We start from the raw sequence: 22,629 nt of genomic DNA, 5'->3' as shown, positions 1-22,629 counted from the left end.
CGATTACTTCCCCTTTCCGCCGAAGACCGCGGGAATCGTCCGGAAAAGGATCTGCAAATCGAGCCAGGGACTCCAGTGCTCGATGTAGTAGCGGTCGAGCTCGACCGCCCGCTCGAAGCGGGGATCGCTCCGGGCTTCGACGGCCCAGAGGCTCGTCATCCCCGGCTTCGCGTCGAGCCTTCGGTAATAGCCGACGCTCAGTCCCTCGTAGCGCTCGACCTCGTCCGGGGTCGGAGGCCGGGGACCCACGAGGCTCATCTCACCTTTGAGCACATTCCAGAGCTGCGGGAATTCATCCAGGCTGTACTTGCGAAGTGTGCGCCCGATGGGGGTGATCCGCGGATCGTCGGCCACCTTGAACATCGGGCCCTGGCGCTCGTTGCGATCGACCAGATCGGCCTTCCTAGCCTCGGCGTCCGGAACCATCGTGCGAAACTTCCAGCAGGAAAAGGATCGGCCTTTGCGCCCGATCCGGGTCGAACGGTAGAAGACGGGTCCACCATCCTGGAGCTTGATCGCGATCGCGAGACCGAGCAGGAAGGGGGAGAGCAGGAGGAGACCGGTAAGCGCACCCACGAAGTCGATGCCCCGCTTGAGGAGGAGATAGAGCACGGGAACCGGCTCCCAATGGAGGGGAACGATCGGCCGGCCGCCGACCAGCTCGAGCGCACGCCAGTCGGGCTTGGTGGTCATGCCTTCCACCGGGGGCATAGGTAGGAGCCAGACATTCTTGCGCCGCTGACGAATTTCGGTCAGCACGGTCTCCCACTCTGCTCTGTCCAAGCGGCTGGCGATGAAGACCTCGTCGACGAGGTAGCGATCGAGGACCCGGGGGAGATCGGCGATTCGGCCGAGCACTCCTTCGCCGGGCTCGCCATCATCCAGGAAGCCTCTGACGAAGACGCCCAGGTGGGAGGAAGCCGAAAGAGCGCCCGCAAGCTCCCGTCCGCGGGCATCGGCTCCGACGATGAGCACGTGGCGCCAACCGTTGCCCGCGTCGACATCCCGCCGGGCAAGATTCCAGAACAAGACCCGCCAGGCAGGCAAGGCAACCAGGGAAATCCCGCAGAGCCAGAGGACCATGAGGCGGCTGATCGGCATCCGCGCCAGATAGAAGACCACCATGAGCAGAACCGTCCCTTGCAAGACGCCTTTGGCGACCGCCCAGAGCTCCCGGCTCTCGCCCCTGGCCCAGGCGAGCGTATAGACCCCTTCTCGCTGAAGGAAGAGGAGGACCAAGGCCAGATAGAGCAAGAGGAAGCCGAGGTGGCGGTAGCTTCGCGCCCAGGTGACCGCTTCGCCTTCAAAAGAGCTGCGCAGCCAAAAGACCACGACCCCGGCGGCAAGGATGCAGGCGCTGTCGACCACGATTGCCAGGAGGTCCCGACGATGGCCCTGGCTGCCCGTCCAGACTTCCCGGGCCGCTCCCCTTCCCGCGATCAGAGGCAGATTGGGGGAGGTCATGGCCGCCGGATCCCCACGAGTCCGAATGTTTGAGGAGAAGCTGCCGCCCTTGGCCGCTCCGCTCTCGGAAACGCCAGACTCCTCTTTTGTGACCTGTAAAAATAAGTCACGGACATTGGCCTTGCGGCCAAACCGGCGCAACGTCTCCAACGGCCTGCCCTGTTACCGGCCGCCCTCTTACTTCCGCTCAGGCTTGTACCAAGACTAAAGGGGCATGGGCAAGCCCAATCCGCAGCCGTTGGCTTTATTGCCTTAAGGTATCTAAAGCTTCTTATTATACCGCCCGGGGCTCCTCTCAGGCGGGAAGGCGCCCGCCGGCCCCAGGCCCTCACCGCGCCTGCCGGTCCTAGCCTGCATATCTCACAAGCGATCTCCTGCGGCTTGCGAAATGGACCTGCCTGCTTCGTTGCGCCTTGCATCCAGGCCCATCCGCCGCGCCTCGGGTACGAACTTTGTGAGACATGCAGGCTGGCCGTTGCGGTAGTTCGCGAAGAGGACGCCCCGCCGTTCCGCTTCCCGGCGCGCCTCCTCGGTGATCCGCCGCCCGATCACCAGGGCGTAAGATTTAGCGGGGAGGCGAGGCAGGAGCTTCTCCCACTGCTTGGGCTTGGCCTCCACCGCCGCTCTCAGCGCCTTGAGAAAGAGCTCCGAGCGGAGGCCGGCTCTTTCCACATCGTCCACGTTCACCGTCGTCGAGACCTCCGCCGCGGCGCATGCAAGCTCGCCGGTCTTCTTGTCCTCTCCTACCGCGAGAGCATCGGCATCGCCCAGTTGATCGCGCTCTTCTTCGGTGATCGCGCCAGCTCCGCGGGCGGCGGCGAACATGCGGCTGAGCAGCAGCCGCGCCAGAACCTCGAGCGGATCGATCTGCTTGTGCAGATAGTTATCCAGCTTCTCCACGGCATCGCGCTGCGTCACCTTCCCGTCCAGCTCGTCCAGCTTGATACTCATGCCGGTCAGCAGGTTCTCGACCGCGATAAACCGCCTTTCCGTGGAGTCCATGAAGGACTGAAGCGTGTCCTCGGTCTTTTCCTGCTGTTGCGCCAGCGCCCGGGTTGTTTCGGCTAGCCCCTGCATCGACTCCCGGATCTCCCGGGAATCCTCCCTCCGTTCGAGCTCGGCCTTTTCGAGCTTGGCCGGAAGCCCGAGCAGCTCCCCGGTGAGGATTTCCCGGCGGATCGCCTCCCTCCACTCCGGATGCTCCCGGAGCGCGGCAAGGAGCTCGTCGCTGGACCGGATCGGAATGCTCACGGCTCGACTGTAGCCGCAAAGGTCGGGAAGGGCAACGGACCGCCGCAGCCGTGTCGCAAGCAAGTGAAGCGACCGGGGCCAGCGACACCCGCCTAGTGCAGGCGCCGGCGACGGGGAGAAAGCGGCGAGAAGCAAAAGGGGATGGAGTGGCGGTCTCCCCAGAGGGCAATTCCTTCGCGAGTTTTCCGTTGACCGGCTGCGGCAGAGCAGGAACCCTCTTCTCGGAAAGGGCAAAAGAGAATGGAAAGCTTGGGAATTGGGCTGCTCGGGGCGGCGGTCGGGGCGGCGGTCGTCTGGCTTTTGGGACGGGGGAGCGGGGCCGCGCTGCGCGCCAAGCTCGGGGAATGGGAGAGCAGCCGCGGCCGATGGGAAGCAGAGCTTGCGGAGAGTCGGCGGGCCGGGGAGGAAGCCACGGCCGCCCTGCGAGAGGAGACCGAACGGCGGGCGGCGGCGGAGGCGAAGGCGAGCCGCCTTCCCGGCTTGGAAGCCGAGCTTCAGGAAAGCCGGGGTGAGCTCGGGGAAGCTCGGATGCGGGTTGCCGAGCTGCAAAGCCGGCTTTCCCAAACGGAAAAAGCAGCCCAGGAAAAGCTCCAAATCCTGGAGGAGGCTCGGGCCAAGCTCGGAGAGGCATTCCGCGGGCTTTCCGCGGAAGCGCTCCGGCAGAACAACGAGGCTTTCCTGACGCTCGCCCGGGAAAACTTCGCCCAGTTCCAGGAAGGGGCGAAGGCCGAACTCGAGGCCCGGAAGACGGCGGTGGAGGCCTTGACGCAGCCGATCCGCGAATCGCTCCAGAAGGTCGACGGGAAGCTGGGAGAGATCGAGCGGAACCGGATCGGGGCCTACAGCGCGCTTCACGAGCAGCTCAAGGCGCTGGTGGAGACCCACCTGCCCCAGCTTCGCAGCGAGACCGCCAACCTGGTCAAGGCCCTCCGGCAGCCGGTGGCGCGCGGGCGGTGGGGGGAGATGCAGCTCCGGCGGGTCGTCGAGATGGCGGGGATGGTCGAGCGCTGCGACTTCCTCGAGCAGACGAGCGTGGAGGGGGAAGAGGGCCGGCTGCGGCCGGACCTGATCATCCGGCTGCCCGGGGGAAAGCAGATCGTCATCGATGCGAAGGCGCCGATCGCCGCCTACCTGGAAGCGGTCGAGGCGTCCGACGAGCCGGCGAGGATCGCCCGGCTGGCCGACCATGCCCGGCAGGTCCGGGAGCATATCGCCAATCTGAGCAAGAAGGCTTACTGGGAGCAGTTCGCGCCGACGCCGGAGTTCGTCGTCCTCTTCCTGCCGGGGGAGATGTTCTTCTCGGCGGCCCTCCAGCAGGACCCGGGGCTCCTCGACTACGGGGTCGGGAAGCGGGTGATCCCGGCCACGCCGACGACCTTGATCGCCCTTTTGCAAGCGGTCGCCTACGGCTGGCAACAGGAAGCGCTCACCGAAAACGCCCGGGCGATCAGCGAGCTGGGCCGGACCCTCTACAAGCGGATCACCACCCTGGCCGACCATTGGGCCGGGGTCGGCAAGGGGATGGAGCAGGCGATCAAGGCCTACAACAAGGCAACGGCCACTCTCGAATCGCGGGTGCTGGTGACGGCGAGGCGCTTCACGGGCCTCCAGGCGGCCCCGGAAGGAGCGGTCATCGAGACGCCGGAGCCGATCGACCAGTCGGCCCGCCTCTTGCAGGAGCCGGAGCTGCTGGAGGAAGACCTGGGGAACGACGGGACGGGATAGCTCTTTTGCGATTGGGCGGGTTCGGATTCCCGCTCCGGCTTTCCTTGCGGAGAGCCGGCGATCGCATAAGATTCCGCCGGAGGCAGAAACGTTCTCTGCGGGGCCATGATTCATCGCCATCTGAACCACCAGCGTGGGTACTATCAAGTTGGCTCATGCAGCCGCTGGGGCTGGAGCCGATACTGATTTCCTGGACGCCTTGCGGCGTCCGGATGACCTCACCACGCTCGACGGCATCCCGCCGAAGTAGGGATTCGTCTCGCGTGGGTCGACGGGGGCACCCCTGCTCCCGGTTCGACGCGGGCCATAGGCCCGCATCCGTCGCTCCCCGAACTCGCGCACGAGTTCGGCAAGGACCGCCGCCTTCCCCACGAACACCGAACCAATGGGACGCGCACGGCGCGCCCCGATGTTCGATGCGGCATTGAGGTCGGCATGCAATTCTTTCCCGCACCATAGGCAGCGGAACCGGCTTCGGCCGGCCCGGTTCCGCCGGTCCACGTAGCCGCAGGAAGAGCAGGTCTGGCTCGTGTAGGCGGCATTGACCTCGACGGCCGCCACTCCGAACCGGTCCGCCAGGTCGGCTAGTTTCGACCGCAGGACTGCCCGTCCGCAGCGGTGCAAAAGGGAGTTCATCCGGCGGGACAGGTCCGGATGACAGAAGTCGAGCCGTTCGAGAACCAGCTCCTCCGGCCGGCCGTCGGCCACCAGCTTGTTGAGGACGCGGCCGATCTCGGTACGGAGAAATCCGCGGAGATCCTCGACGAAGGCCCGGTACCGCCGGCTCCGGCGCGGCTTCTTCCCTGCCCGCTGCTGGCTGGCGGCAATCATCGTCAGCAGGGCGTCGTAGCGGCGCAGCCGCTTGAGCCAGTCCCGCCCGAGCAGCTGGCCTTCGGATGTGGCCAAGAGGGTGGATAGGCCGAAATCCAACGCAAGGACGCCCCGACCGTCGTATTCGGCGCGACTCCTGGCACAAGCCTCCCCGATGTCCGTCACGACGCCGAAATTCAGCCGCCCCTCGCGGTCGCAATGGATTTGTATGCCGTCGATTGTGCGGCCCGCCCGACGCGCGTGATATTCGTAGTCCAGCAGCGGGATGGCGATCCTCTTGCCCGGTTCCATCGTGGATAGCTTCAGCCACCAGCGCACCCTGCCACCTTGCGTCGCCTTCACCGGCGCGGCCAGAGAGGCCGCCCTGTGGTCGAGCCGCAGGGAGATCCGCGAAAGATCCGGCCGTCGGTGGCGACTCATCAGATGCCGCATGATGGACCGGGCCAGCCGCCTAACTTCCCGAGGGATAACCTCGCCCGTCTCGCGCATCGCCACATCCGCACGGACGAACCATGCTCCCATGCGGTTTAGGACATGGAGCCTGTGCTTGGTTTCGGGTGGCAGACTGCTGCGGTTCACCACATCGCGGAACTCGTTCGCCCGGTTGCTCACCCATCCCTTCAGCTGGCCGACGACCTGGTAACGGCACATCTGGACCCGGTTCGCCGCTCCCATCACGGCAGCAAAGGTCTTCTTGTCCACATCGTGGATCTTGTCGAACCTGCCCGTCTCGAAAAACAGCCGCCATTGCTCGCGGCCGAGCAGCACAGCCCCTCGGCGATAGGCCGCCAGCAGATCCAGGACCTTGGCCCGCTTGCCCGCCGTCAGGTTGGAGGGCAGCAGGTCGGTACGCAGAACCGGCGGGTGTTCGGGCTTTTTCTTCATGCGGTGGTCTTGGCCGTCAGCAAGACGTAGCAGAGCAGACGGCCTTCGCCGTCCCGGACCCGCTCTGCCATCCGGGCTACTGTGGACTGGGTCTTCCGGTTCCATCGGAAGGCGGTTTCAGCGGCGTAGCGCCCGAGATGCTTCGCGCGGATCTGGTGCCAGACTCCGAGGACCGCACGGCGCAGGAAACTGTTGAAGGATTCGACCCGGTTGACGTGGCCCCGATGGCCGGTGGCCGCGTCGATGCGGGCATACTCCCGGTCGGAGTGGATTACGTACAGATGGGTGCGTTCGGTGCCGAGGGGTTTGTAGGCCGGCCGTCCGTCTGTCATGACCACCGCATCCGGGGCGAGCTTGCCTTCGAGGGCCTCCGCGATGGGGGCCTTGCCGTGGGTCGGGATGACCCGTGCGGCAACCTTCCCGCCACGCTCGGCGGCGATCCGGAGCAGCGAGCGCTTGGTCCCCCGGCCCTTCGGGTTGGCGGGCGGCGTCTGGCACTCCTCGGAAGCGCGGGATGATTTCGCCCGTTTCCGGGACGGCGCACCCGCATACATCTCATCCAACTCCACAACACCGGCAAGAAGGGGATTGGCTTCGGCCATCATCGCCCGCACCCGATGCCCCAGATACCATGCACTCGGGTACGAGATGCCCAGCATCTCGCTCAGTTTGCTGTCCGAGTTGCCCTTGCTGAACGCCACGATCCGATAGATGGCCTGTGCCCATGTGAGCAGAGAGAGGTGGGTGCGATGCATCGGCGTGCCCGCCGTCACCGAGAAATGCTCGTTGCAGCTCGAGCAGCACCAGAACTTCTTGGAGGAAATCCACCATGCCCTCCCGACAAGCCCACACTGGGGGGCACACGGGACCATTCGGCCAGCGCGCCTTCTCGAACCACGCCCGCGCCGCATTCTCGTCGGGAAACATCTCGTTAAACTCACGGAGAGACATCGCCGGCGACTCATGTTGAGGGTGTTACACCTATGGATAATATCCGTCAACTTGATGATTGCGTTTCCGAATACAAGGGACTCGATTCGCGCTGGCACAAATGGGAAGCCGTGAAGGCGGCCGGCGGTCGCATCGCGGTGGCGATCTTCGATCGGATCTCCCATTGGGAGGTCGCTCATCCCGAGGAAGGCGGCGAGCAGGGATAGCCTCTTGACTGCCGCAAACCGCGGTTGGACCGGGCTGCTTATCAACCTCCGGAATCCGGCGAGCGCCGCCGTCTTGGGTCGGCTTTCGAAGATCCCCCTTGTTTCCGGAATCGGGCTTGCCGCGAAGGACGGGACGGAAGTCACGCCTTCCGGTCGCCGATTCCCGCCCTTCCCGTTTTTTAGCGAATCGACCCCGGATTCTTCTCCCGACGAATCTCCTCTACGGCGCAGACGAGGTCCTCCCGCTCAAGGAAGAGGCCTTCCAAAAAGGATCCCCGCAGGTCGACCAAGGACACTCCGTGCTTAGCCGCATGTCGGCGCATGGCCAGGAAAGCTGCCCGCTGGCAGATGGCCGCCAGCTCGGCTCCGGAAAGGCCCTCGGTGGCTGCGGCCAGCGGCTCGATCGCCAGCTTATCGCTGCCGGGGAGCTTCCGCAGATGGATCCGGAGGATGGCGGCGCGAGCCGCTTCGGGGGGGAGGCCGATCTCGATCTTGCGATCGAAGCGCCCGGGCCGAACCAGGGCGGGATCCAGATCCCCGAACCGGTTGGTTGCCGCAAGCACCGCAATCCCCGTGTTTTGGCGCAGACCGTCCATTTCCCGGCAGAGTTCGCCGAAGGTGCGGCGCATGACGCCCTCGACGCCCATTTCGTCCCGATTCGTGCAGAGACCGTCGATCTCATCGAAGAAGAGGACGACCAGCCACCCGCCGGAGGCGATGCGACGAGCATCCTCAAAGAGCCTAGCTACGTTCTTTTCGCTCTCCCCATGCCACATCGAGTTGATGTCGCTTGCCGAAACCGAAAGGAAGAGCGCATCGAGCTGAGTCGCCAAGATCTTGGCGATCGTCGTCTTTCCCGTTCCGGGAGGACCGACGAGCAGGATTCCCTTCGGCGGAGCCAGGCCCATGCGCCGATAGGGCTCGGGGTTGCGGAGCGGATATTCGATCAGCTCCCGCATCGTCCGCTCGACCTCCGGCATTCCCCCGAGGTCCTCCCAAGACGCTCCCGAGACCCGAACCGCAGCACAGGGGCCGGCCCCCTCTTCGTCGGACGGAGGCTCTGCCGCTTCCAAGAGTTCCCGCACTTCGGCAGCCGCCTCCCAGGCACATTCCACGGAGAGCGATTGACCCAAGAAACGGAAGCGGAAGAGTGCCGCTCCTTTCCGGGCTTCGAGCTGCAAATCGGTCGGATAGAGTCCTAGGATGGGATCCATCGCCAGTTTCGGGGCTCCTTGGTGTCGGTCGGAGCGGATCGTCACCCCCTCGAAGCCGCTGGAAACTTCCTGGAAGAGGCGGCAGAGAGAGCGCAGGGAGCGGAAGCGACGCTCGATGACCGAAAATCGCCGCGCAAGCCCCTGGCTTTAGCCATGGGGTGAGCGGCGTAGGGTTGCAAGGTAGGGAAACAAGTGTATAAGAGTGGTGGTGCGGTATTGCAGCAACAGGAACGTCGTATTTTCCTGCAAATACCATGTCGTATGGTGTCCGAAGTACCGGAGGAAGGTGTTGGTGGAGCCAATCGATCGGCGGCTGAAGCAGGTGATTCTCGATCTTCTTGTCGAGAAGAATGCCGATCCGATCGAGATGGAGGTCATGCCCGATCACGTTCACCTGCTTGTCGGCTGCGATCCTCAGTATGATATTCATCGGCTCGTGCGCCTGATCAAGGGACGGACGTCAGCCATTCTCCGCCACGAGTTCCCGGAGTTGCGCCGCAGGTTGCCAGCTTTGTGGACCAACAGCTACTTCGTTGCGACCGTCGGCGGAGCTCCGCTGGCGATGGTTAAGCAGTACATTGAGAACCAGAAGCGTATCTGATGCGAGCCAAGACGCCATCCTTCATCGCCGAGTTTCCGCTGCGGACGACCGCGGCGGACGAGGTTGCCCTCTCCACGCGCCTCAATGCCGCCCGCCGGCTCTACAACGCCGTCTTGGGCGAGACTCTGCGACGGTTGTCCTTGATGCGGCAATCCAAGGATTGGCAACGGGCTTGCAAGATGCCGAAAACGGTCAAGGACGAACGGAGCGGGAAGCGGATCAGCAACAGGGAACGAACCGCTCTTTTCCGCCAGATCCGGGAGAGCTTCGGCTTTAGCTCTTTCTCGCTGCAGAAGTTTGCGCAGGCGTGCCGGGATGCCTGCTTCCTTGCCGATCATCTGGGTTCGCACGATACGCAGACCACGAGCCGAAGGGCTTTCCAAGCCGTTAAGGAATACGCCTTCGGCGTCCGGGGCCGGCCGAGATTCAAGCCGGCCAGCCGGTTCCACTCGGTCGAAGGCAAGGGCGATGCCGTGATCCGGTTCCGGAAAGAGCCGGTTCCGGCGATTTACTGGGCGGGGTTGGCCTTGCCGCTTCGGCTCGATCCGAAGGACAAGCGCGGCTGGCAGCGGATCGCGCTGGAGGCCAGGACCAAGCACGTGCGCATCGTCCGCCGGACCATCCGTGGGAAGGCCCGCTGGTACGCGCAGCTCGTCCAGGAAGGAGTCGCCCCGCAGGTTCGGTCCGCGGGGGAGGGGGTAGTCGGCTACGACCTGGGGCCGTCCACGCTAGCCTTCGTCTCGGACACCGATGCCGGCCTCGAAAGGCTCTGTCCGGAAGTCGATCAGCCCTGGAGGGAGACGCGGCGGATCCTGCGGTCCATGGATCGGTCCCGCCGGGCGACCAATCCTAGAAATTACGACACCGAGGGCCGGGTGAAGCGCGGCGTCAAGCGGTGGATCCGGTCGGAACGCTACAAGCGCAGGCAACGGTATCTCGCAGAAACCGAGCGGCGGCTCGCCGCAGCCCGGAAGACCGCGCACGGCAATCTTGCGAATCGGATATTAGCCCAAGGAAAGACCATCAAGGGGGAGAAGCTATGCTATAGGAGCTTTCAGAGAAATTTCGGAAGGAGCGTGAAGGTGCGCGCTCCGGGGATGCTGGTGGAGAGGATTCGCCGCAAGGCTGAGAGTGCCGGCGGCGGACTCATCGAGATCGATCCCCGGAAGACCCGCTTGAGCCAGTTTGATCACACAACGGGCCACTATGCGAAGAAGCCGCTCTCGGAGAGGATGCACGTCTTCGGCGACGGCCGCACCGAGCCGGTGCAGCGGGATCTCTACAGCGCCTTCCTCGCAAAATGCTCCGAGAAGGATTTCCTCGACATCAGCCAGGTCCGAAAGGCTTGGCCGGGTGCGGAACCGCTCCTGCGACGGGCGATGTCGAGGATGCAGGAACCAGCGAGACGGGAGGGCTTGTCCCGACCGCACGTCAGGAACGTCAGAGCCGGTCGTCCGTCGAAGGGGAAAAAGGGAAGCGGCTGCCCTCGCAGCCGTTCCGGCGAGGCCGGGGATGTTGTAGCGCAAGCGAGAGCCCCGGAGAGCCGGATCTCTATTCTCTAGAACCCCCTGGCTTTAGCCATGGGGAGGTTCAGGGGGAGCGACCGGACGACAGGCGCGCAAGCCGCCGACTTCCCTTATCTTACCTGAATCATTTAATCGAGTACATCTCGGCCAGCAGATCGATGTAGGCGTTGGCCGCCTCCGCGAGCTTATGGGTGTAAGCCATTTCGCGGCTCTCTTTCTGCCCTTGCTTGTGGAGCTCGGCCATCGCCTTGCTCTCCATGACCCTTTTGACCAGCGCCTTCGCTTCGCGAATCGCGCCTTTGCCATGCTCGGCCGCCAGCTCGTCCGTTCCGGGAGCCATCTGCATTTCGCCGAGCATCACCAGATTGGAGCCTTCGGCCGCCATCTCGACCGCATGGTTGATCACGGCGTGCATGTGGTGGAGTTGCATCGAGCTGTCGGCCTGGCGCTCCTGGGAATAGAGAGGGGATGCCGCCAGTCCGATGCCGAGCAGCACCATCGAAGCCAAGAGAAGAGTCCGCTTTTCCATTGTGTTCTCCTTATTCAGGGTTGGTTTGGTCTTTTTCCGCTGGGAAAGGAATGCTTTCCTTCCGGCAGCAGCCTATCGTGGACGCCTGTGAAGCCCAAGTCGGAACCGCACCCGCCCGGGCCTTCCCTTCGCTCCCCGCCGGGCGCTCGGCTGCGACCGGCGGAAGTCCTGAAGAAGATCGCGGCCGAAGGGTGCGCGCTCGTGCTGGCCCTGCTCTTTTCGGTCGGTCCCGCCGGGGCGCAAGGCACCCCGCAAGCGGCCGAGGAGGAGAAGCGCCCCGCCGGAATGGCGCCCGACGCCTCGCTTCGGCCCGAGGAGCTCGCCGACTTCGACCGGCAGCCGGCGCCAGTCCAGGAGGTGATCCGCCAGGCGCTTCGCTTAACCACAATGGACCTCACCTACCGGTACGGCTCCGCCGATCCCACGGTCGGCGGGATCGACTGCTCGGGCTTCGTCTACTTTGTGCTCCGGCAGTGTGGCATTCGGGACGTCCCCCGCACCTCGAGCGGCCAATACATCTGGGTTCGGAAGGCGGGCAACTTCCGGGCAGTCGTGAGCCGGGATCCCAAGACCTTCGAGCTCGATGAGCTGCAGCCGGGAGATCTGCTCTTTTGGGAAGGGACCTATGCGACCAAGAACGATCCGCCGATTACCCACTCGATGATCTACCTGGGCCGGGAAAAGGCGAGCGGAGAGCGGGTGATGGTCGGATCGAGCGATGGCCGGACCTACCACGGCAAGCAGCGATGGGGGGCAAGCGTCTTCGACCTCTGGCCGAAGTTTCCCGGGCAGGCGGCGGCTCCGGGCAGCAGCCGGTTCGTGGGGTATGGGAAGATTCCGGGTTTGGGGATCGCAAGCGATCGGCAGGCGACGGGAGAGAGGGAGGAGTAGTGTCTTGAAGGGGAGACAGCCAGGTTTCTCGATCCGCCGCCGGAGGAGAGGCAACCGCTAGCGGGTCCGCGAGCGTTGCATTCCGATCGTCAGGGCCTGCCGAATCCTCGGCATCTCCAAGGAGAAGCCCGGTAAAAGCGGAGTAGGGATCGAATCCTCAAAGCTCATGATCGCGACCGGCTTCTCCCGGTTTTCACCGAAGCGGTAAATCCGCACACTCTCCTCGTGGCGGTCGAAGATCCAGTATTCTCCAATCCCCGCCTCGCGGTAGATTTCGACCTTGTCCTTCCAGTCGATCTCCCTGGTCGAGGGCGAGAGCATCTCCATGACAAAGGCCGGAACAACCCCTTCCTGGAAGTTCGCCTCTCCATCCCACTTTTCAAGCCGGTCGTTCGGGATGTAGCAGAGGTCGGGCACCACCTCTTCCCGCTCGGGGGCCAGGATCCCGGGAAAGGAAAAGGCGATGCCGTGGCGCACGATGCCCAGCGGAAACTGCTCGAGATAATTTCCGATTCTCCGCTCGATTTCCCCCGCCAAACCGCTGTTGTCCGCCGTTTCTTCGGTCAGGATGAGGTTCCCATGGATGAGCTCCCAATGCTCGCCCTCGGGAGTCGCGAGCCAACCCTTGACCGTGTGCGGCCCGAAAGCGGCTGTCGGCATGGGCGGTTCCTTCCTGCTCCCTCCAGGCTACTAGCGCGCCCAGCGGACGGCAAGGGTGACACGGGGGCTGTCGCAAGCGAGGGAAGTCCTGCGAGTTGCTCCGAAAAACGAGGGGGTCATTCCTTAGCCCAGGGAGCCTTCACTGCCATGAGCCGTTCACCCCCCGGATTGGGCGCGGGTGGCGCATCGAGCAGGTCGATGAACTGCTGAAATTTCTCGGCGTCTAGGTTGAAGTAGACCTGATCGAGCAGCACGGCCTGGGCCTTGTCGCAGGCGGCCTCGAGCATGAAATCCGAACGGTTCTTGCCCAGGAGCTGAGCGGCTCGGTCGATCAGATCGCACTGCTCGGGCAATGCTCGTAGGTTAATGGCGGCGTCTCGCATCGCTTACTCACATGTACACAATAGGCACACAAAAAACTAGAGGCGCGCATAACTGTCGGCAACACGCGCCTGTCTTTTTGTCGTGAGCACGGGAAGTGACTGCTTGGGTAGTGGGAAGCCGGAGGGGCTACAAAATGAGGGCATAGACGGTTTTGGCGAGACTAGCGCAAATGCGCCGGTTGAAAAACAAGCTCTTCTTCGGCAGGATCACGGAAAAGACAAGGGAGCGCTTCCCATGACCTGCACTGGTGGTGGCGTAAGCCCGGAAGCTCGCTTGATCGAGGAGCGGTTGGCCGAAAGTCGGAGCAATCTGCAAGATTCCGTTTCCCTGGGGCGAAGAGACGTCGAAGAACGGCTTTACACGATTGCCGTGGAGTGCCGCAAACCGAATTGGGATGGATCCGGCGCGGAGCCGATCTCGGACGCGACGCATAGCCTCGCCCACTCCTTTCTTGCGGCACTACCGTTGGGAAGCTCGATGCCGACAGTGGGCGCGGAACCGGATGGGCAGATCACTTTCGAATGGCACCGCTCTGCGCATCGGACGCTTTCCGTGAGTATCGATCCCGAAAGAAGGGTGCACTATTCCGCCTTGTTGGGTGCAAGCAGGATGCATGGGGAGGAGCCGTTCTTCGGCGAGATTCCCGAACCGATCGTGAACATTATCGGTCGTCTGGACCGCTTTTGAGCTGCCCAGTCGGAACCCTCTCATCGAATGTTCGATCCCCCTGCCGTGTGACTGGGTAGCCGGGCCGTTGCAAGATCGGGACCGTTTTGTTGCCGGAGAGATCCCCTGGGCAATTTCAGACGATCTTCCCGGACCTATGGGCTAAGAAAAGCGGGATATCCAGAATCGGTGATTGATTCCCCTGCCGCAGACGGTCTGGCGCAATAAGACTGCAAATAGAATCCGTGGTTGATCTGTCGATTACGCTGATAGATAGTGAAATGCGATTACATGATAGCTCGGGGAGTCTTATGAGACCGTCTGAAACTTTGCGGGGGCACCGCGACTCAGCGTTGCGCATCGCAGCCAGCCTCGGTGCCCGTAATGTCCGCGTCTTCGGCTCCGTGCTTCACGGTGAAGACAACGAAGGCAGCGATGTGGACCTCCTGGTGGACGTGCCTAGGGGCACCACTCTGCTCGATATGGTTCGGCTGCAGAATGCCATCGAGCAGGAGCTGGGCGTGTCGGTGGACGTACTCACGGCCGGCGATCTGCCCGCCAAGTTCCGGGATCGGGTACTCAGGGAGGCTAGGCCGCTGTGAGCAAGGACCGGCGCGACCAGGATTACTTGGAGCATATCCAAGAGGCGATCAGCAAGATCCAGCGATTTACGGCTGGCAAAAGCGAAGCCGATTTCCTATCGGACGCTCTTCTTCAAGATGCTGTGATCCGCAACCTAGAAATCATCGGGGAGGCGGTCTCGAAGCTCAGCGCTGACTTGAAGACCGAACACGGTGATGTGCCCTGGGGCGAGATTTCCGGCATGCGCAATCGCTTGATCCACGGGTATATGACCGTGAACCTGGAAATCGTCTGGAGTACCGTGGAGAAAGTTGTCCCTGATTTCCTTCTCAAGGTTACCGGCATCCAGGGAGAACTTCAGGAATCAACGCCGCTTAGACCCGGCGGGGGCCATCGCTCGACATAAGGCCGCCCATAATGGACTGGATTCCTCTAATTACATCTACCCTGCGGTTGGTCGATCTGCATGATAGCGACCGCGCATACGGAAGCTCGCCTAACCGAACTTTCCCTTCGCTGATGCGCAAGTGATGGCAACAGAACGTTAACCGAACTCGACTTCCAGCACGCCGAACGGCTCCAGCTCCACATACGCGATGCGGCCCGCCAGGGTTTCGCCCGTCTGTTTCAACCGGTCGATTGAGGCGGATCCAAGCAGGAGGAACCTTCCGGCACGGGATCCTCGGCGCCGCCCGCGATCGATGAGCCCCCGCAACGTCTGGAAGAGCTCGGAAATCCGATGGACTTCGTCGAGGACCACGAGTTTCTCTTCCTGGCTGCCTAGGTAGAAAGCGGCATCGGATAGCTTTTCCCGGTCGGCCGGATTCTCGAGATCGAGGTAGACGCTCGGCCTCTCTCGGCCGATCTGCTCGGCGAGCGTGGTCTTCCCGACCTGCCGGGGACCGAGCAGAGCCACGGCAGGAAATTGATCGAGCCGGGCGCGAACGGTGTCCGCCTTCCAGCGAGGAAGCATCCTTGTATTCATGGCATGGCGTGCCGGCTTTGCACGGATAGGCCGCCTGCGAAGGAACTCCGCTCGCGGGCTTCGAGGCTGCAACCGCCCTTCCCGCCTATCCGCGGCACTCTGCGGCGATTCGCGCCGCCGCCTCTTCCACCGCCGCGGCGACCCGCGGGGAAAGCGGGGCTCCCGGAGAGAAGTCGAGCCCTTCGGCCGCATAGACGATCAGCCGCGCGGGAAGCAGCCCCAAGGAGCGGCCCAGATCGATCGCCTCGGCGAGTCCCAGCCCGTGGGTGGAACAGGCAGTGGGCCGGGGAAGCCCTTGGCAGAGCGGCTCCAGCCGGCGGAGCCTGCCGGGCTCCTCGCCCATGGCGGCGTCGACGACGATCGCAAGCCGCCTGCCCGGCCAGCGATCGAGCAGGTCGAGCGGCCGGGCGCAGACGATCCGCTCGGCTTCGGGAAGGGAGAGCCGCGCCAGGCGGGCGAGAACCGCGGGTCCGAAGCCGTCGTCGCCCCGGTCGGGATTGCCCAGGCCGGCGAGGAGGACGGATCGCGGACCGGAGGAGCCCCAAGAGGTGCTCATCGCCTGCGAATCTGAAGCCGGAGGAAGTGGGTCGAGCAGGAGATGCAGGGATCGTAGTTGCGGATCGCCTGCTCGCACCGGTCGCGGAGGCTCTCCTCGGGCTCGGAGAGGTGGCGCTCGGCCCAGAGCCTGAGATCCTCCTCGATCGAGGCCTGGTTCTGGGAGGTGGGGGGAACGATTCGGGCTTCCTCGATCGTCCCCTCGCGGTCGAAGCGGTAGCGGTGGTAGAGCAGCCCGCGGGGGGCCTCGGTCGCGGCGTGGCCCTCGCCCGGGATCGCGGGGAGCGCCACCGACGGCGCTTCGGGCGGCTCGTAGAGGGAGAGGAGCCGGAGGGCTTCCTCGCAGGCGAAGAGCACTTCGACCGAACGGACCAGGATGCTCCGGAAAGGGTTCCGGCAGGAGGGCCCGAGGCCCGCCTCGCGGGCGAGGGATTGGACCCGAGGGGAAAGGCGGTCGAAGTTGATGTTGTACCGAGCCAACGGGCCGGCCAGATAGCTGCCCCGCCGGCGGAGGCGGCAGTAGAGGGCGGTCGAGTGCGGGAGATGGCTCTCCTCGAATTCGGCATCGAACTCCTCCGGGAGGCAGGAGAGCCCCCGGCTCGAGACCAGCCGCCCTTCGTTCATCGGATATTCGGACGGGTGGCGGAGCGAGACGAACTCGTAGTCGCGCTCGCAATCGGGCATCGGGAAGGTCGCGACCCAGCGGAGGAGAGCGACCGCCTCCTGCCCGGCCTTCTCCAGCTTGTCCCGAAGCGCGGAGAGCTCGGAGGGGGTCGGCAGCCGGTAGAAGCCCCCGACCCGGATGTTGATCGGGTGGATCTCCCGGCCGCCCAGGAGGCGGAGGATCTCGTTGCCCGCCCGCTTGAGCGTCAAGGCCCGCTCGACCTCCGCGCGGTGATCCCGGGAGATCGCGATCGCGTCGGGGAGCCCGAGGAAATCGGGGGCATGGAGCATCACGATGTGGAGGACATGGCTCTCGATCCACTCCCCGCAGTAGAGCAGCCGACGGAGGAGCCGGAGGGGGCCGCCCAGGGCGATCCCGAGCCCCTGCTCCAGCGCGTGGACCGCACTCATCTGGTAGGCGACCGGACAGATCCCGCAGATCCGGGCTACGATGTCGGGGACCTCGGAAAGGGCCCGGCCCCGGAGGAAGGCTTCGAAGAAGCGGGGCGGCTCGAAGATCTTGAGCCGGGCGGTCTCTACTTTCCCCTCATGGAGGGAGAGCTCCAAGCTCCCCTCGCCTTCGACTCGGGCCAGCGCTTCGAGGGTGAGCTTTCTAACCGCCATGAGCCTCGCTTTCCCGGCGGAAGGGCTCCGCCCCCGCGTTGAAGGTCCGGAAGACCCGGTGGAGATCGCGTTCGGAGGCGCCGAGCGCCTGCCAGCGGCGCCCGAGGCTCGGGGGATTCGGGGTCTCCATCGGCCCGTAGCAGCCGTAGCAGCCCCGGCCATAGCCCGGGCAGATCGCCCCGCAGCCGGCATGGGTGACCGGACCCAGGCAAGGGGTCCCCCGGGCGACCAGGACACAGGGAGTGCCCGCCCGCTTGCATTCGAGGCAGACGCTGTAGCGGGGGATCGCCGGGGTGCGGCCGGTTAGGAAGGCCGAGATCACCTCCAGGAGCTGGAGCCGGTTGACCGGGCAGCCCTGGAGCTCGAAGTCGACCGGGACATGGGCCGCGATCGGGGTCGAACGGTCCAGGGTGCGGATATACTCCGGGGAGGCATAGACCGCCGAAACGAACTCCTCGATGCGGGCGAAGTTGCGCAAGGCCTGGATCCCGCCCGCGGTGGCGCAGGCACCGATCGTGACGAGTTTTTTAGAGAGGCGGCGCACCTCCCGGATCCGCTCGGCATCCTCCGGGGTGGTGATCGAGCCTTCGACCAGCGACAGGTCGTAGGGTCCCGGGAGCGTCTTCCGGGAGGCTTCCAGGAAATAGCCGATCTCGACCGCCTCCGCCAGCGAGAGCAGCTCCTCCTCGCAGTCGAGGAGCGAGAGCTGACAGCCGTCGCAGGAGGCGAATTTCCAGACGGCCAGGCGAGGTCGGGCGGGCATGATCAGAGTTCCCGGAGGGAAAGGAGACGGGAGATCCGGTCGTAGGCAAAGACCGGTCCGTCCCGGCAGATGAAGGTTGATCCGAATTGGCAGCGGCCGCAGACGGCGAAGGCGCATTTCATGTTCCGCTCGAGCGAAAGGAAGATCCGCGCGGGCGGCACTCCCGCACCCAGAAGAGCGGCGGCGCTGTAGCGCATCATCACCTCGGGTCCGCAGACGAAGGCATGGGTCCGCTCCGGCGCGAAGCGAGTGTGGGAGATCCGGGCGGGAACCACCCCGACGGAGCCGCGCCAGGCGGGAGAAGCATGGTCGACGGTCACCTCGACCTGGAGATCGTCGCGGCTGCTCCAGTCGCTCCTCTCCTCTCCGAAGAGGAGGTCGGCGGGGCTGCGGGCGCCGTAGAGGAGAGCGATCCGCCCATAGCGCTCCCGCTCGGCCAGGGCCGGGAGGAGGGCGGAGCGGAGGGGGGCCAGGCCGAGGCCTCCGGCGATCAGAAGAAGATCGCCTCCCTCCGCTTGCGGGAGGGGCCAGGGGGAACCGTAGGGGCCGCGAACGCCCAGCGTGTCCCCCGGGCGGAGCCGGCAGAGGGCCTGGCTGACCGGCCCGACCGCCCGGACGGTGTGAAGGAGGGGGCCTTGGCCCCAGAGCCCGCTCACGCTGACGGGGATTTCGCCGATCCCGAACGCGTAGAGCATGAAGAACTGGCCGGAACGGAAAGCGGGGATCTCGCCCTGAATGGGGAGCAGCCCGAGGGTGACGGTGTCGGCGGACTCGCGCCGGACGCGGTCCACCCGAAAGAGGCTCGGCACGAAGGGATCGGGGGATCGCATGACTCAGGTGGGAGTTTCGCCGTAGACGTCGAGGAGCTGGAGCCGGACGGCCTCCAGGCGCTGGACGAAGAGCGGCAGGAAGCGCTTGAGGAGCTCGTAGCCGAGTTTGGGGTCGGATTCGGATTTGCCGCGGAGGCAGCGGGCGTCGACCACGATCGCCCGGACCGGATCGAGGGCGCGCACGTCGCAACTCCAGCGGTAGGGCGGAATCACCCAGGAGGTGCCGACCAGCTCGCCCTCGTGGAGGGTCTCGAGCACGATGGGCATCCGGCCGGGCCGGTGGAGCTCGAGCGCAACGGTGCCGCATTCGAGGAGAAGGAAGCCGGAAGCGGGCTCCCCTTCCCTCGCCAGGAACCGGCCGGCCGGGAAGGAGACTTCGTGCGCGCACTCGGCGAGCGTCTCGCTGATGGAGGGGTCGATCCCGGCGAAGAACGGGTGCCGGACGAGTACCACCTTGGGATCAGGCATGCGTTGGCTCCAAAAGGGAGGATCGGATCGCTCGAACCTCCTCGGTGATGTCGATGCCCACCGGGCACCAGGTGATGCAGCGCCCGCAGCCGACGCAGCCCGAGCTGCCGAACTGGTCGAACCAGGTGGAGAGCTTGTGGGTGATCCACTGGCGGTAGCGGGAGCGGATCTCCTTACGGACGCTGCCCCCGTGGAGGTAGGAGAAATCGAGGCTGAAGCAGGAGTCCCAGAGCCGCGTCCGCTCGGCGCTCTCGCCCGTCAGCGCGGTATGGTCTTCGACGGTCGAGCAGAAGCAGGTGGGGCAGACCATCGTGCAGTTGGCACAGGCGAGGCAGCGGGTCGCCACCTCCTCCCACCGGGGATGCTCGGGATGGTCCTGGAGGAGCTCCCGGATCCCGCGGGTGTCGAGCGTGCGGCCCATCCGGGAGGCCGTGGAGTCCAAGACCGCCTCGGCCTCCCGCCGGTCGGCTTCGCCGGCCGAGCGGTGCGGAATCGCCGCAAGAATCTCCTCGCCGGCTCTGCTCCCGACTTCGACCAGGAAGCGATGGGAGCCGTCGCCCAGCAGTTCGGTGAGCGCCAAGTCGAAGCCCGAAGAGGCCTTCGGGCCTGTTTCCATCGAGACGCAAAAGCAGGTGCCGGAGGGCTCTCCGCACTGGAGAGCCACAAGAAAGAGATCCCGCCGGCGCTCCGCGTAGGAACGATCCGGGTGGCTTCCCCCCAGGAAGACCCGGTCCTGGATCGCCAGGGCGTGCAGCTCGCAGGCGCGAATCCCCAGGAAGGCCCAGCGCTCGGAGGGCGGAGGCTCTTCGAGGAGGTCGAAGCCCGCCTCGGTGCGCCGGGCCTGCCAGAGCCGCTGCCGCGGGGGAAAGAGGAACTGCTTCCAGGAATGGGGCCCGACCGCATAGCCGAAGAGCGCCCGATCTCCTCTCCGCTCGAGCCGGTAGCGGCCCCCGTCCTGCCGGTCGGTCCACCCTTCGGGAAGATCGGCAACGTTTCGAAGGGGAGCGTAGACGATCGCCTCGTCCCGGATCCGGGGACCGATCACGGAGAAGCCGCGGGCGCCCAGCGCGTCGAGAAGCGCCTGCAGCCCTTCCCGATCGATGATCGCTTCGCCGGCGGTTGGGACATGGCCTTCGGGCATGATACAATCCTCCCCTGCCTTCCGTAGTAGCCCACGGGGGCGATCGCAACAAGCTTCCTTGCCAATATAATACATTTGTATATGCTACTTCCGTGCTTCCGCCGCAGCTTGTCCAACTCAGCAGCCGATTGGGCCTCCTCGACATCCCTCGGGGACCGCGAGGCAAGCGGCTCTCTTTCTTGGAGGAGAGTCCCGATCCCTGGCTGCGGCGGGGCGTGCTCTCCCACGCTCTTACCGAGCTGGCCGCTCCCGGACCGGGAGCGGGGCTCCTGCTTTCCGCCGCTCTCTGCTTTTGCGCCCGAACCAGCCTCCCGGCGGCGCTGGTCGACGGGGCCGATTCGTTCGATCCGAAGAGCGGCTTGGCCGGCCCGACTCCCTCTCTTCTCTGGGTCCGCTGCCGCCTTCTCCGGGAGATCCTCCGCGCCGCCGACCTCCTGCTCCGGGACGGGAGCTTTCCCCTGGTCTGGATCGACCTCTCCCGGCTTTCGCCTTCCGAACTCCGCCGGATTCCCTCGACGACCTGGCACCGCTTCGGGCGCTTGGTCGAAAGGAAGGGGACGGCAGCGCTCCTGATCACCCCCCTCCCCTGGATTCCCGAGGCGCGGGAGCGCTACCGGATCGAGTCTTCCCTCTCCCTGGACCGCCTGGAGGAACCAAGGGAAGCTCTCTGGCAACGGCTGCGGCTCGCCCCCTTGCGGCTCTCCGGTTCCGGGAGTCCCGGATCGCCTGCCCGCCTCGCGGCGGCCGCCGGATAGGGAGCTCACTCCATGTTTGCCGCCCTCCTTCTGCCCCAATTTCCCCTCCAAGCCGCTCTCCGTCCCCAACCCGCGCCCGGGCGGGAACCGGCTGCCCTCGTGGAAGGCGATGGACCGAAAGCCAAGATCCGGGAAGTCAATCCGGAGGCCCGGGCGGGCGGGGTCGAGCCCGGAATGAGCCCCGCCCAGGGGCAAGCCCGGTGCCCTCGCCTGCTCTTTCTTTCCCGGAATCGGCGGGAGGAGGAAGCGCTTTGCCGGCTCCTCCGGGAATCGGCCTGCAGCTGTTCGGGGCAGGTCGAGGAGCGGGCTCCCGGGCTCTGCCTCCTCGATCTCCGTTGCCACCCGAAGTTCCAAAAGGGGTTACCGGAAGGGTTCGGATCGGGTGCTGATCCTTCCGATCCCACGGCTCTTCCCGCACGCTTCCAAGCCGACGGCCTCGTCCTCCAAGTCGGGATCGGACCCACGCCCGATCTCGCCCTTTGGGCAGCCCGGGTAGCCCGTCCCTGCCGGCTCGTCGAAAAGGCAGAGGAGATCGCGGGCGAGCTACCGATCGAAGAGATGACTCCCGATCCGGAACTCTCCTCGCTCCTCCGCCTCTGGGGGGTGAGGACCCCTTCCGAACTGGCCGCCCTTCCCCGGGAAGGGGTCGCCGAGCGGCTGGGCCGGGAGGGCCTCTCCCTTTGGGAGCGGACCCAAAGGAAAGACGGCATGCTGCTGCAGCTTCTCCGCCCGGAGGAGCCCTTCGAGGCGGAGCGGGAGTGGGAGGCGCCGATCGAGGAGCTCACCCCCCTGCGCGAAGCCTTGCGCTCCTCCTTGTTCTCTCTGGGAGAACGGCTGGAGCGGGAGGGCAAGGCCGCCGCCTCCCTTCGGCTGACTCTCCTCCTGGAAGGAGAGGCCGCGCGGGAATATCCCTTTTCGGTGCCGGCCCCGACCGCGGAGCCGCAAAAGCTCCTCGAGCTTCTCGATCCCTTCCTGGAGAACTGCCGCACCCCTTCTCCCCTGACGGGCTTCCGTCTCCGAATCGCCCCCGCCCTCCCCCCTTGGCATCAGCCGACCTGGGAACGAGGGGTGATTCCCGATCCCGACCGCCTTTCGGCAACCTTGGGACGCCTCTTGTCGCTCTTGGGAGAAGGCCGAGTGGGGATTCCCCTTCCTTCTCCCGATCCGAGGCCGGAGGGCTTTCTCTTGGAGCCTTTCGATCCCCTGCTTCGCCCTACCCCCCCTTCGACCACGGCTCCTCCGCTCTTGGGTGCTCCCCTGCGCCGTTTTCGTCCTCCTGTTCCGGCAACGGTGCGGTGCGGGAAAGGGAGACCCAGGGAGCTGCAAACCCCGGAAGGGGCCTGGAAGATCAGCGGGATCGAAGGACCCTATCCCCTGTCCGGAAAGTGGTGGGAGGAGGAGTGGATGCGGCGGGAGTGGGATGTCGCCCTCCGCGGCGGAAGGATCCTCCGGCTGGCGGAGCTGCCGGAGGGCTGGCGG

At 65.2% G+C, this 22,629-nt stretch carries 24 protein-coding genes and 1 pseudogene; 10 read left to right on the top strand and 15 right to left on the bottom strand.

Annotated features, from left to right (window positions below; genetic code table 11):
* Positions 1 to 3 precede the first annotated feature (3 nt).
* Together MAMT_RS05990 and MAMT_RS05985 are read right to left on the bottom strand one after the other, a co-directional pair.
* Complete coding sequence (locus MAMT_RS05990; RefSeq protein WP_142660085.1) at positions 4 to 1,464, bottom strand: sugar transferase; 1,461 nt, start codon at positions 1,462 to 1,464, stop codon at positions 4 to 6.
* Between the two features lie 360 nt (positions 1,465 to 1,824).
* Positions 1,825 to 2,715 carry a hypothetical protein gene (locus tag MAMT_RS05985; RefSeq protein ID WP_142660084.1) on the bottom strand — a complete coding sequence of 297 codons (891 nt, stop codon included), beginning with the start codon at positions 2,713 to 2,715 and terminating at the stop codon, positions 1,825 to 1,827.
* 240 nt (positions 2,716 to 2,955) lie between these two features.
* Between MAMT_RS05985 and MAMT_RS05980 the strand changes: the two genes are divergently transcribed.
* Entirely contained in the window at positions 2,956 to 4,440 is a 1,485-nt protein-coding gene (locus tag MAMT_RS05980; protein ID WP_142660083.1) for a DNA recombination protein RmuC, read from the top strand.
* 153 nt (positions 4,441 to 4,593) lie between these two features.
* On the opposite strand, the gene MAMT_RS05975 is transcribed toward MAMT_RS05980, so the two are convergent.
* Positions 4,594 to 6,156, bottom strand: coding sequence for a zinc ribbon domain-containing protein (locus MAMT_RS05975; protein ID WP_178086944.1), 1,563 nt, complete (start codon positions 6,154 to 6,156; stop codon positions 4,594 to 4,596).
* Positions 6,153 to 7,028 carry an IS1595 family transposase gene (locus MAMT_RS05970; protein WP_246186561.1) on the bottom strand — a complete coding sequence of 292 codons (876 nt, stop codon included), beginning with the start codon at positions 7,026 to 7,028 and terminating at the stop codon, positions 6,153 to 6,155. Before MAMT_RS05970 ends, MAMT_RS05975 begins: the two co-directional genes overlap by 4 nt.
* Before the next feature lie 111 nt (positions 7,029 to 7,139).
* Between MAMT_RS05970 and MAMT_RS11345 the strand changes: the two genes are divergently transcribed.
* Positions 7,140 to 7,313 carry a hypothetical protein gene (locus MAMT_RS11345; protein ID WP_178086942.1) on the top strand — a complete coding sequence of 58 codons (174 nt, stop codon included), beginning with the start codon at positions 7,140 to 7,142 and terminating at the stop codon, positions 7,311 to 7,313.
* A 179-nt stretch (positions 7,314 to 7,492) separates the two neighbouring features.
* On the opposite strand, the gene MAMT_RS05965 is transcribed toward MAMT_RS11345, so the two are convergent.
* Entirely contained in the window at positions 7,493 to 8,527 is a 1,035-nt protein-coding gene (locus MAMT_RS05965) for an ATP-binding protein (protein ID WP_142660080.1), read from the bottom strand.
* A gap of 202 nt (positions 8,528 to 8,729) precedes the next feature.
* On the opposite strand from MAMT_RS05965, the gene tnpA reads away from it, so the two are divergent.
* Positions 8,730 to 9,128: an IS200/IS605 family transposase gene (gene tnpA, locus MAMT_RS05960; protein WP_142660079.1), complete on the top strand. Its 399-nt coding sequence runs from the start codon at positions 8,730 to 8,732 to the stop codon at positions 9,126 to 9,128.
* Positions 9,128 to 10,690 (top strand): hypothetical protein, encoded by a 1,563-nt coding sequence (locus MAMT_RS05955; protein WP_142660078.1) that lies wholly within the window; start codon positions 9,128 to 9,130, stop codon positions 10,688 to 10,690. Before tnpA ends, MAMT_RS05955 begins: the two co-directional genes overlap by 1 nt.
* A gap of 88 nt (positions 10,691 to 10,778) precedes the next feature.
* Here the strand turns inward: MAMT_RS05955 and MAMT_RS05950 are convergent, their stop codons facing one another.
* Positions 10,779 to 11,183: a hypothetical protein gene (locus tag MAMT_RS05950; RefSeq protein WP_142660077.1), complete on the bottom strand. Its 405-nt coding sequence runs from the start codon at positions 11,181 to 11,183 to the stop codon at positions 10,779 to 10,781.
* Positions 11,184 to 11,270: 87 nt separating this feature from the next.
* On the opposite strand from MAMT_RS05950, the gene MAMT_RS05945 reads away from it, so the two are divergent.
* On the top strand, positions 11,271 to 12,074 hold the full coding sequence (locus tag MAMT_RS05945) for a C40 family peptidase (RefSeq protein WP_142660076.1): 804 nt from the start codon (positions 11,271 to 11,273) through the stop codon (positions 12,072 to 12,074).
* A 57-nt stretch (positions 12,075 to 12,131) separates the two neighbouring features.
* Here MAMT_RS05945 and MAMT_RS05940 read toward each other — a convergent pair whose 3' ends face one another.
* Together MAMT_RS05940 and MAMT_RS05935 are read right to left on the bottom strand one after the other, a co-directional pair.
* On the bottom strand, positions 12,132 to 12,734 hold the full coding sequence (locus MAMT_RS05940; protein WP_142660075.1) for a Uma2 family endonuclease: 603 nt from the start codon (positions 12,732 to 12,734) through the stop codon (positions 12,132 to 12,134).
* Positions 12,735 to 12,850: 116 nt separating this feature from the next.
* Positions 12,851 to 13,117, bottom strand: a complete 267-nt coding sequence (locus MAMT_RS05935) for a type II toxin-antitoxin system TacA family antitoxin (protein WP_142660074.1) — start codon at positions 13,115 to 13,117, stop codon at positions 12,851 to 12,853.
* A gap of 235 nt (positions 13,118 to 13,352) precedes the next feature.
* Between MAMT_RS05935 and MAMT_RS05930 the strand changes: the two genes are divergently transcribed.
* The 3 genes from MAMT_RS05930 to MAMT_RS05920 all read left to right on the top strand — a co-directional run bounded on the left by MAMT_RS05930 (position 13,353) and on the right by MAMT_RS05920 (position 14,772).
* A complete protein-coding gene (locus tag MAMT_RS05930) occupies positions 13,353 to 13,805 on the top strand; it encodes a hypothetical protein (RefSeq protein ID WP_142660073.1) in 453 nt (150 codons plus the stop codon).
* A gap of 290 nt (positions 13,806 to 14,095) precedes the next feature.
* Positions 14,096 to 14,386 carry a nucleotidyltransferase family protein gene (locus MAMT_RS05925; protein WP_142660072.1) on the top strand — a complete coding sequence of 97 codons (291 nt, stop codon included), beginning with the start codon at positions 14,096 to 14,098 and terminating at the stop codon, positions 14,384 to 14,386.
* Positions 14,383 to 14,772 (top strand): HepT-like ribonuclease domain-containing protein, encoded by a 390-nt coding sequence (locus tag MAMT_RS05920; RefSeq protein WP_142660071.1) that lies wholly within the window; start codon positions 14,383 to 14,385, stop codon positions 14,770 to 14,772. The genes MAMT_RS05925 and MAMT_RS05920 overlap by 4 nt, the downstream gene beginning before the upstream one ends.
* Positions 14,773 to 14,922: 150 nt before the next feature.
* Here the strand turns inward: MAMT_RS05920 and MAMT_RS05915 are convergent.
* The 7 genes and pseudogenes from MAMT_RS05915 to MAMT_RS05885 form a co-directional block, all read right to left on the bottom strand.
* Positions 14,923 to 15,339, bottom strand: a pseudogene (locus MAMT_RS05915) (AAA family ATPase); the annotation flags it as partial.
* A 97-nt stretch (positions 15,340 to 15,436) separates the two neighbouring features.
* Positions 15,437 to 15,907, bottom strand: coding sequence for a hydrogenase maturation protease (locus MAMT_RS05910; RefSeq protein WP_142660069.1), 471 nt, complete (start codon positions 15,905 to 15,907; stop codon positions 15,437 to 15,439).
* Positions 15,904 to 17,193, bottom strand: coding sequence for a Ni/Fe hydrogenase subunit alpha (locus MAMT_RS05905; RefSeq protein ID WP_142660068.1), 1,290 nt, complete (start codon positions 17,191 to 17,193; stop codon positions 15,904 to 15,906). Before MAMT_RS05905 ends, MAMT_RS05910 begins: the two co-directional genes overlap by 4 nt.
* Positions 17,183 to 17,956: an NADH-quinone oxidoreductase subunit B family protein gene (locus tag MAMT_RS05900; RefSeq protein WP_142660067.1), complete on the bottom strand. Its 774-nt coding sequence runs from the start codon at positions 17,954 to 17,956 to the stop codon at positions 17,183 to 17,185. The genes MAMT_RS05905 and MAMT_RS05900 overlap by 11 nt, the downstream gene beginning before the upstream one ends.
* A gap of 2 nt (positions 17,957 to 17,958) precedes the next feature.
* Positions 17,959 to 18,786, bottom strand: a complete 828-nt coding sequence (locus MAMT_RS05895) for an FAD/NAD(P)-binding protein (protein ID WP_142660066.1) — start codon at positions 18,784 to 18,786, stop codon at positions 17,959 to 17,961.
* Positions 18,787 to 18,789: 3 nt separating this feature from the next.
* Entirely contained in the window at positions 18,790 to 19,254 is a 465-nt protein-coding gene (locus tag MAMT_RS05890; RefSeq protein ID WP_142660065.1) for a cyclic nucleotide-binding domain-containing protein, read from the bottom strand.
* Positions 19,247 to 20,395: a 4Fe-4S dicluster domain-containing protein gene (locus MAMT_RS05885; RefSeq protein ID WP_142660064.1), complete on the bottom strand. Its 1,149-nt coding sequence runs from the start codon at positions 20,393 to 20,395 to the stop codon at positions 19,247 to 19,249. The genes MAMT_RS05890 and MAMT_RS05885 overlap by 8 nt, the downstream gene beginning before the upstream one ends.
* A 92-nt stretch (positions 20,396 to 20,487) precedes the next feature.
* Here MAMT_RS05885 and MAMT_RS05880 point away from each other — a divergent pair, with 92 nt between their 5' ends.
* On the top strand, positions 20,488 to 21,150 hold the full coding sequence (locus tag MAMT_RS05880) for a hypothetical protein (RefSeq protein ID WP_142660063.1): 663 nt from the start codon (positions 20,488 to 20,490) through the stop codon (positions 21,148 to 21,150).
* Between the two features lie 12 nt (positions 21,151 to 21,162).
* Positions 21,163 to 22,629 (top strand): DNA polymerase Y family protein (locus MAMT_RS11340; protein ID WP_178086941.1); only part of this gene is annotated, 1,467 nt, incomplete at its 3' end.

Source organism: Methylacidimicrobium tartarophylax, assembly GCF_902143375.2.
Taxonomy (GTDB): Bacteria; Verrucomicrobiota; Verrucomicrobiia; order Methylacidiphilales; family Methylacidiphilaceae; genus Methylacidimicrobium; species Methylacidimicrobium tartarophylax.
The sequence above is the reverse complement of the archived record's forward strand: the minus strand, read 5'-3'. Positions and strand labels throughout refer to the sequence as shown.

What these genes read in the sequence shown, in the direction of transcription:
- MAMT_RS05990 (WP_142660085.1), bottom strand. Translation starts at nt 1,464, where the DNA reads ATGACCTCCCCCAATCTGCCTCTGATCGCGGGAAGGGGAGCGGCCCGG.
- MAMT_RS05980 (WP_142660083.1), top strand. Translation starts at nt 2,956, where the DNA reads ATGGAAAGCTTGGGAATTGGGCTGCTCGGGGCGGCGGTCGGGGCGGCG.
- MAMT_RS05975 (WP_178086944.1), bottom strand. Translation starts at nt 6,156, where the DNA reads ATGAAGAAAAAGCCCGAACACCCGCCGGTTCTGCGTACCGACCTGCTG.
- MAMT_RS05970 (WP_246186561.1), bottom strand. Translation starts at nt 7,028, where the DNA reads ATGGTCCCGTGTGCCCCCCAGTGTGGGCTTGTCGGGAGGGCATGGTGG.
- MAMT_RS11345 (WP_178086942.1), top strand. Translation starts at nt 7,140, where the DNA reads ATGGATAATATCCGTCAACTTGATGATTGCGTTTCCGAATACAAGGGA.
- MAMT_RS05965 (WP_142660080.1), bottom strand. Translation starts at nt 8,527, where the DNA reads ATGGATCCCATCCTAGGACTCTATCCGACCGATTTGCAGCTCGAAGCC.
- MAMT_RS05955 (WP_142660078.1), top strand. Translation starts at nt 9,128, where the DNA reads ATGCGAGCCAAGACGCCATCCTTCATCGCCGAGTTTCCGCTGCGGACG.
- MAMT_RS05950 (WP_142660077.1), bottom strand. Translation starts at nt 11,183, where the DNA reads ATGGAAAAGCGGACTCTTCTCTTGGCTTCGATGGTGCTGCTCGGCATC.
- MAMT_RS05940 (WP_142660075.1), bottom strand. Translation starts at nt 12,734, where the DNA reads ATGCCGACAGCCGCTTTCGGGCCGCACACGGTCAAGGGTTGGCTCGCG.
- MAMT_RS05935 (WP_142660074.1), bottom strand. Translation starts at nt 13,117, where the DNA reads ATGCGAGACGCCGCCATTAACCTACGAGCATTGCCCGAGCAGTGCGAT.
- MAMT_RS05930 (WP_142660073.1), top strand. Translation starts at nt 13,353, where the DNA reads ATGACCTGCACTGGTGGTGGCGTAAGCCCGGAAGCTCGCTTGATCGAG.
- MAMT_RS05925 (WP_142660072.1), top strand. Translation starts at nt 14,096, where the DNA reads ATGAGACCGTCTGAAACTTTGCGGGGGCACCGCGACTCAGCGTTGCGC.
- MAMT_RS05910 (WP_142660069.1), bottom strand. Translation starts at nt 15,907, where the DNA reads ATGAGCACCTCTTGGGGCTCCTCCGGTCCGCGATCCGTCCTCCTCGCC.
- MAMT_RS05905 (WP_142660068.1), bottom strand. Translation starts at nt 17,193, where the DNA reads ATGGCGGTTAGAAAGCTCACCCTCGAAGCGCTGGCCCGAGTCGAAGGC.
- MAMT_RS05900 (WP_142660067.1), bottom strand. Translation starts at nt 17,956, where the DNA reads ATGCCCGCCCGACCTCGCCTGGCCGTCTGGAAATTCGCCTCCTGCGAC.
- MAMT_RS05895 (WP_142660066.1), bottom strand. Translation starts at nt 18,786, where the DNA reads ATGCGATCCCCCGATCCCTTCGTGCCGAGCCTCTTTCGGGTGGACCGC.
- MAMT_RS05890 (WP_142660065.1), bottom strand. Translation starts at nt 19,254, where the DNA reads ATGCCTGATCCCAAGGTGGTACTCGTCCGGCACCCGTTCTTCGCCGGG.
- MAMT_RS05885 (WP_142660064.1), bottom strand. Translation starts at nt 20,395, where the DNA reads ATGCCCGAAGGCCATGTCCCAACCGCCGGCGAAGCGATCATCGATCGG.